4 protein-coding genes and 2 pseudogenes are annotated in these 6,610 nt (G+C 67.9%); all 6 read left to right on the top strand.

All coding sequences use genetic code 11. The annotated features are described in order from the left end of the window. Positions 1-991: pseudogene (locus A5663_RS23235) on the top strand (ABC transporter); the annotation flags it as partial. 15 nt (positions 992-1,006) lie between these two features. Next, positions 1,007-1,681 carry an isoprenylcysteine carboxylmethyltransferase family protein gene (locus A5663_RS02385; RefSeq protein ID WP_068143512.1) on the top strand — a complete coding sequence of 225 codons (675 nt, stop codon included), beginning with the start codon at positions 1,007-1,009 and terminating at the stop codon, positions 1,679-1,681. Positions 1,682-1,723: 42 nt separating this feature from the next. Continuing rightward, a pseudogene (locus A5663_RS02380) lies at positions 1,724-2,341 on the top strand (DUF222 domain-containing protein); the annotation flags it as partial. A 31-nt stretch (positions 2,342-2,372) separates the two neighbouring features. Beyond that, a complete protein-coding gene (locus A5663_RS02375) occupies positions 2,373-3,806 on the top strand; it encodes a recombinase family protein (RefSeq protein WP_068143511.1) in 1,434 nt (477 codons plus the stop codon). A gap of 2 nt (positions 3,807-3,808) precedes the next feature. Then, positions 3,809-4,117 carry a hypothetical protein gene (locus A5663_RS02370; RefSeq protein ID WP_068143508.1) on the top strand — a complete coding sequence of 103 codons (309 nt, stop codon included), beginning with the start codon at positions 3,809-3,811 and terminating at the stop codon, positions 4,115-4,117. Positions 4,118-4,664: 547 nt separating this feature from the next. After that, positions 4,665-6,566, top strand: a complete 1,902-nt coding sequence (locus A5663_RS02360) for a hypothetical protein (RefSeq protein WP_156744297.1) — start codon at positions 4,665-4,667, stop codon at positions 6,564-6,566. The last annotated feature ends 44 nt before the right edge of the window (positions 6,567-6,610 follow it).

Genomic DNA, 6,610 nt, shown 5'->3' with positions numbered 1-6,610 from the left:
CGCCGCGCTGGCTGTGCTCGCCGTCGCCGCCCTGGTCCGCGGTATCGGCGACGTCATCGAAAACTCGGGCAGCGTGCTGAGTTGGTGCTCACCCATCGCGTGGGCGCAGCAGATGCGCGCGTTCGTCGACCTGAGATGGTGGCCGTTCGCCTTCCTGGTCGTGCTGACCATCGGTTTGACGGCGCTGGCAGCGGTGCTGGAGCGCCGGCGCCAGTACGACGACAGCACGTTTCGGTCCGCCGGCGAGCATCCCGACGCACGGCCGATCAAGGGTGTGCTCGGTCTGCACCTGACGCTGCAGCGGGGCCAGACCATCGGGTGGGGCGTCGGGCTGTTGTTGGGCGGTCTGGCATTCGGTTCCATGACCAAGTCACTGCTCGAAGCGGCCAAGGGCAACGACGTGATACAGCGCGTCATCGCCCAGCAGGGCACTGACAGCGTGCATACGGTGATGACGCAGTTCCTCGCCGCGGCGGCCACCGCGTACGCCGTCGGCGCCGTGCTGCGCGTGCACGGCGACGAGGAGAAGGGGCTCGGCGAAGTGGTGCTGGCCGGCTCCGTGTCGCGGTGGCGCTGGTTGGGATCGGCGGTGGTATCGGCGCTGATCGGGTCGGCCGTTCTGATGTTGGCCGCCGGCTTCGGCAACGGACTGGGTGCGGGCCTCACCGTCGGCGAACCGGCTACCGTGCTGCGGCTGACCCTCGCCGGACTCGCGTTCCTTCCGGCAATGGCCGTGATGGCGGCCGTCGCGGCGCTCGCCGTCGCGCTCCAGCGGCCCCGGTTGGGTTGGCTGGCAGTGGTTTTCGTCGTCACATCGCTGTATCTCGGTGCGCTGCTGCGGTTGCCGCGCTGGCTACTCGACCTGTCACCGGTCGGGCGCACGACCGCGCCGATGAACTACCCCACCACCGTGCTGGCCGTCATGGTCGTCGTCGCAGCGGCCTTGACGTTGCTCGCAGGGGCCCTCTACCGCCGGCGCGACGTGATCTGAGAAAGCGGAGGTGCCGTGAAACTCGTTCTCCAACTGCTGGCGTCGACGGCCGGCGGAATCCTGTTCATGGGTGCAGTGTTGTTCCTGCCCGCAGGCACATTCGACTATTGGCAGGCGTGGGTCTTCATCGCGGTCTTCATCGTCGCCACCATGGCGCCGACCGTCTATCTGGCGGTGAGGTACCCCGACGCACTGCAGCGACGTATGACGTCGGGCCCCTGGGCGGAGACCCGTCCGGTACAGAAGCTCATCGTCGTCGGAGTCATGCTTTCTGCTGTCGCACTCGGCGTCCTGAGCGCTCTCGACCACCGGTTCGGCTGGTCGACGGTACCGATGGCAGTCGTCGTGATCGGCAACGCTCTGGTGCTGATCGGCCTCTTGTTCTCGGAGTTGGTGGTGATCCAGAACAACTACGCCGCAGCGACGATCACTGTCGAGGCCGAGCAGCCCGTCGTTTCCACCGGGCTCTATTCCGTAGTGCGGCACCCGATGTACGCCGGGGCTCTGATCATGATGCTCGGCATGCCGATTGCGCTGGACTCGTACTGGGGCTTGCTCATGGTCGTTCCCGCCGTGCTGGTCCTAGCGGCCCGAATCCTCGACGAGGAGAAGGCACTGCGTCAGCAACTCGACGGTTACGACGAGTACCTGAAAGAGGTGCGCTATCGCTTGGTGCCCGGGGTGTGGTGAAGGGCGCTGCACTTGTCAGTGGGACGTGGCATAATCGCACACATGTTCGAAAGGTTGGCTGTCATCGACCTCGAAGCCGATGAGGCGACGCTGGTCGACTGCATCGCCGAACTCGAGCATCTCAAGTGCGTCGCCGCCGCCGGACAGGCCCGGTTGACCGCGGCACTCGACGAGAAGCGCCGTGCTCGTGAGGCCACCGAGGGCGTGCCCGCCGCCAAGCGTGGCCGCGGTCTGGCCAGCGAAATCGCGCTCGCCCGCCACGATTCTCCCAACCGCGGCGGACGTCATCTCGGTTTCGCCCGAGCGCTGGTTCACGAAATGCCCCACACGTTGGCCGCCCTGGAGGCGGGCGCGCTCTCGGAGTGGCGCGCCACCTTGATCGTCCGCGAATCTGCGTGCTTGACCGTCGAAGACCGCGGCAAACTCGATGCGCAGATGTGCGCGGACCAATCGGAGCTCGACGGCAAAGGCGACAAGCGGATCGCCGCGACCGCGAAAGCCATTGCATACCAACTCGACCCGCAGGCTGTGGTAGACCGCGCCGTGCGCGCGGAGCGCGAGCGCACTGTGACGATCCGCCCCGCTCCCGATGCCATGACGTATGTGACTGCGCTGCTCCCCATGACGCAGGGTGTCTCCGTCTACGCGGCGCTCAAGCGTAATGTCGAGTTGATGCACTAAAGTCTAGTGCATGCGCACCGCGATCTACACCCGCATCTCCGACGACCACACCGGCGAAGCCCTAGGGGTGGCGCGCCAGTTCGCCGACTGTGAAGCACTCGCCCAGCGGCTGGGCTGGGAGGTCGTCAAGCACTACGACGACAACGACATCTCCGCATACAACGGCAAGTCGCGCCCTGGCTTCGAGGCCATGCTCGACGCGATGCAGGGCGGTGAGTTCGGGGCGCTGATCTGCTGGCATCCCGACCGCCTCTATCGGTCCATGCGCGACCTCGAAAGGGTCATCGACATTGCCGAAGGTCGCCGGGTGGAGCTTCGCACCGTCACCGCGGGCGATCTGAGGCTCGACACCCCATCGGGCCGGATGATGGCGCGCATTCTCGGCAGCGTTGCCCGTCAGGAGGTCGAGCACAAAGGGGAGCGCCAGCGTCGAGCCAATGAGCAGCGCCGGGCCGCGGGCAAGTGGGTGAAGACCGGGTTGCGCAAGTTCGCCTATACCCTCGACGGGCAGCGGTATGAACCCGAAGCGACCGCGTTGCAGCAGGCGGCGGCCGACGTTCTGACCGGGAAATCGTTGCGCGGCATAGCGATTGACTGGAATGCACGCGGGTTGACGACCACGCGGGGTAACAAGTTCACCAGCTTGCAGGTTCGCCGCACACTGCTTAACCCGCTGTATACGGGGCTGGTCACCCATCGCGACACGGTGGTCAGTCAGGACGGTAAACCACTGCGCGGTGAATGGGAGGCGATCATCGACGAGGCGACGCATGAGGGCCTCGTGGCCTACCTGTCCGACCCGCATCGACGGCCCGCCGTCTCCTTCGAGAAACGCCACATGCTCAGCGGCGTGGCGCGCTGCAAAACCTGCGGGGAACGGGTCTACGCGGTGCAGCCCGGCGGTAAGGATCGCGGCATGGTCTACACCTGTCGGCCGTCGTCGCACACCGCGCGCAATGGCGTGCTGCTCGACCAGTACGTGGAGGCGCTTGTGCTGGCGTGGTTCGCGAGGCCCAAGACGCGCAAGAAGCTGGCTGCGATGCTCAACGGGGGCCGCGACGTGGACGTTAAGGCATTGCGAGCACAGCGCGACGGGTTGGCGGCCCGCATGGACAAGCTCGCGAGGATGGCAGTTGCTGGTGACATCGACGACAGCCAGTTGCGTTCTGCCACTGCCGAACATCGCGCACAGCGGGACGCGATCGACCGCCAGATCGCCGCAGCGTCCAACCACGGCCCCGCGGCCGGAATGCTGGCCGCCGACGACCCCCGCGCCTACTGGGCTGACTGCTCACCCGATATCCGCGGCAAGATCATTGACGAGATCATGAGCATCACTATCTTGCCCGCGCCCCGGGGGCCGTGGTTCAAAGATCGCGCCGACCCGACTGCTGCGGAGTGGGAACGGTTCGGCGAATACGTTGACGTCGCCCCGAAGGTTTGACGATGGCGGACGAGGTGTTCATCTTCTGCGACCGCCATCCCGGCCGCAAGGTTCCGATAGCGACGTTCCTGCACAGCGAGGCCGTGGGCTGGTATGAGAAGATGCCGCGACGTGATGGCCCGAGCATCATGACGACGCTGACCGACGATGCGCCGGTCCAGCGCGGCGGTGCACGCATCCGGTGGGAATTCAGGTGCGACTGTGGGACAACCGTGCCCGCCCGGCGCGAGAAGTTGATCCCGGTGCTGGACACGCTCGCCGCCAACGGCATTGCGCACATATCCCTTGCCGGATTAGCTGCTAGCCTTTAAGGCACGTCGCAGATGTCCGGTCGAGCCGGACGCGAATCGGGCGACCCCCGGCCGGACAGGGTTAGCACCGGCGCTCTAAGACGCCCCAGCGGGTGTGTGGATACCACACGCCAGGAGCGCGTCCATGCCGAGCAAAACCGTCGCCCACCACCGAGCGCGAGTCGCAGCACTCACCCGAAGTAGACAACCCAACGACCCCGAACTCGTCGCGGCCAGACAAGCACTCGATTACCAGGGACTAGCTGAACACGCCCAGCGGGTCGTTTCCACTTGGCCTGATCCAACACCGGAGCAGCTGGAAAGGGTTGCATCCCTGTTGTTGCTGAGCGGCGGTGCACGGTGAGCGCGGCACCGGAGTGGACATCACGATGCCGACACTGCGATCGGGTGCTGACCCGAACCCGCGACCGCGCCCGCGGATTATGCCGACGCTGCGTTGAGGCGGTGCCCAATGCCAAATGAAAGAAGCCGCCCCTTGAGGGGGGCGGCCACCTCCGCGACGCCAATTATCGCTGACCACAGTGTAAGTGACGAACTCGACGACGCGTTGATTGAACTGATCCAATCGCCACTGCCGCCCGACCAGGCCGCGACGGCGAGAAAGTCGGCCCGCGACCGAAACGACTGGGGGCCATACATCGACTGGGCTTCCGGGCAGACCCGGGCCGCCAAGGCCGCCAGGGCACAGACGCGCCGAATCGGAAGCACGTCGAGCGCCGCAGCGCCCGCCGTGGGCGAGAACATGCGGTGGATCGAACGCGGTATCGCCGCGTCGGCCGACGAACTCGCCGCCACGGGACGCGGTCAGCGCAACGACGCGCTCAACCGGTTCGCCCACCGCTGGGGTCAGTTTCCCGACGCCGACCGCGAGGCCGTCTACGTCGCGGCCCGCGACGCCTGCCAGAACAATGGTCTGCTCGCCGACGACGGGCCGCGCGCGTTTGAGGCGACCTTCGATTCGGGCTGGAAGTCAGGGCGGGCCGAACCGCAGCGCTACCCGCCTGCCGCCGTTGTCGGGCCGCGACCCGTGGACGGCCGCAGGCCCGACGACGGGCCGCCGGGGCCTCCGCCTCCGCCGACCGGCGACGCTGACGACGACGCCGCGGAGGCCTTCTGGAGCGCATGCGACGAACTGCGGGCGTGCCGCGACTACGCGCGGGCGAGGCGGGTCGGACCGTGGGCGATGCTGGGCGGAGCCCTGACACTGGCCGCCGCCACCATTCCGCCATTCGTCGTGCTGCCCCCGGTCATCGGCAGCCACGGCAGCGCCAACCTGTACGTCGGGCTGTGCGGGCCATCCGGCAGCACCAAAAGCGCCGCCATCGCCGCCGCCCGAGACTGGCTGCAATGCGAACCGGGCACGCCGGACGCGGTCAAACCGGGCAGCGGCCAGGGCATCGCCAAGTGCTACGCACACGTCGACGTCCGGGCCAAAGGTGGGCCACAACAGCGCGGCAAACGCTGGAACGCCGTCGCGACGATCACCGAGGTCGACACCTTGACCGCTGCCGGGTCGATGCAAGGGTCGAGCCTGTGGGCCGAACTGCGGTCGGCCTGGTCGGGCGAACGGGTCGGCCACGACTACGCCGACCCGTCGAAAGCCGTGGTGCTGCAGCCGCACCGCTACCGGCTGTGCATGGTCGTCGGGGTGCAGCCGTTGCGGGCCGCGCCGCTGCTCGACGACGCCGACGCCGGTACCCCGCAGCGGTTCGTGTGGCTGCCCGTCAACGACCCCGGCGCGCCGATCGAGCGGCCCCGAGCCGTCCCGCCGCCGCTGCGGCTGCCGCCCTGGTCGCTACCCGACGACGACGCCCCTAGGCAGTTCTTCGCGCAGCGCTGGGCGGATCAACTGCACGAACCCGCCGACCCCGACAGTTTCATCGTGGTGGCGATCCCGCCCGAGGCGTCGGCGGCCATCGACGCCGCGGGCACCGCCAGGCTGCGCGGCACCCCCGGCACCGACCCGCTCGACGGGCACCGGCTGCTATGTCAGCTCAAGATCGCCGCTGCGCTGGCGCGGCTGCGCCGACACGACGAGATCACCGCCGAGGACTGGCAGCTGGCCTCGACTGTCATGGCGGTGTCCGACCGCACCCGCGACGACGTGCGCGCCGAGATCGCCGCCGACGCCGCCCGGCGCAACGTGCGCACCGCCGAGGCGGCTGGGCGGCGCAAAGTCGTTGAGTCCCGTGTCGTCGCTGACGCCGAGGCCGCCGACGTCGCCCGCGTAGCCGCGCTCATCGTGGCCGCGCTGGAACGAGCCGAAGGGCGGACGCTATCGCGTGCCGCGGTGCGCCGGGCCTTGGGGGTCGACCGCAACCGCGCGCTGCTCGACGGGGCGCTGACGTACCTGGAAGTCGACGGGCGCATCGCCGTCGAGTCCGTCGAATACCGCGGGCAGCCCGGGGTGAAGTTCACCCTTCTCGATGACGACGAGCAAACACAATGATCGCCCGCCGAGACCGTCGATCTAAGGGGTGAAGGGGTGAACGG

Origin of the sequence: Mycobacterium sp. E740 (genome assembly GCF_001672895.1) — a bacterium.
Taxonomy (GTDB): Bacteria; Actinomycetota; Actinomycetes; order Mycobacteriales; family Mycobacteriaceae; genus Mycobacterium.
The sequence above is the reverse complement of the archived record's forward strand: the minus strand, read 5'-3'. Positions and strand labels throughout refer to the sequence as shown.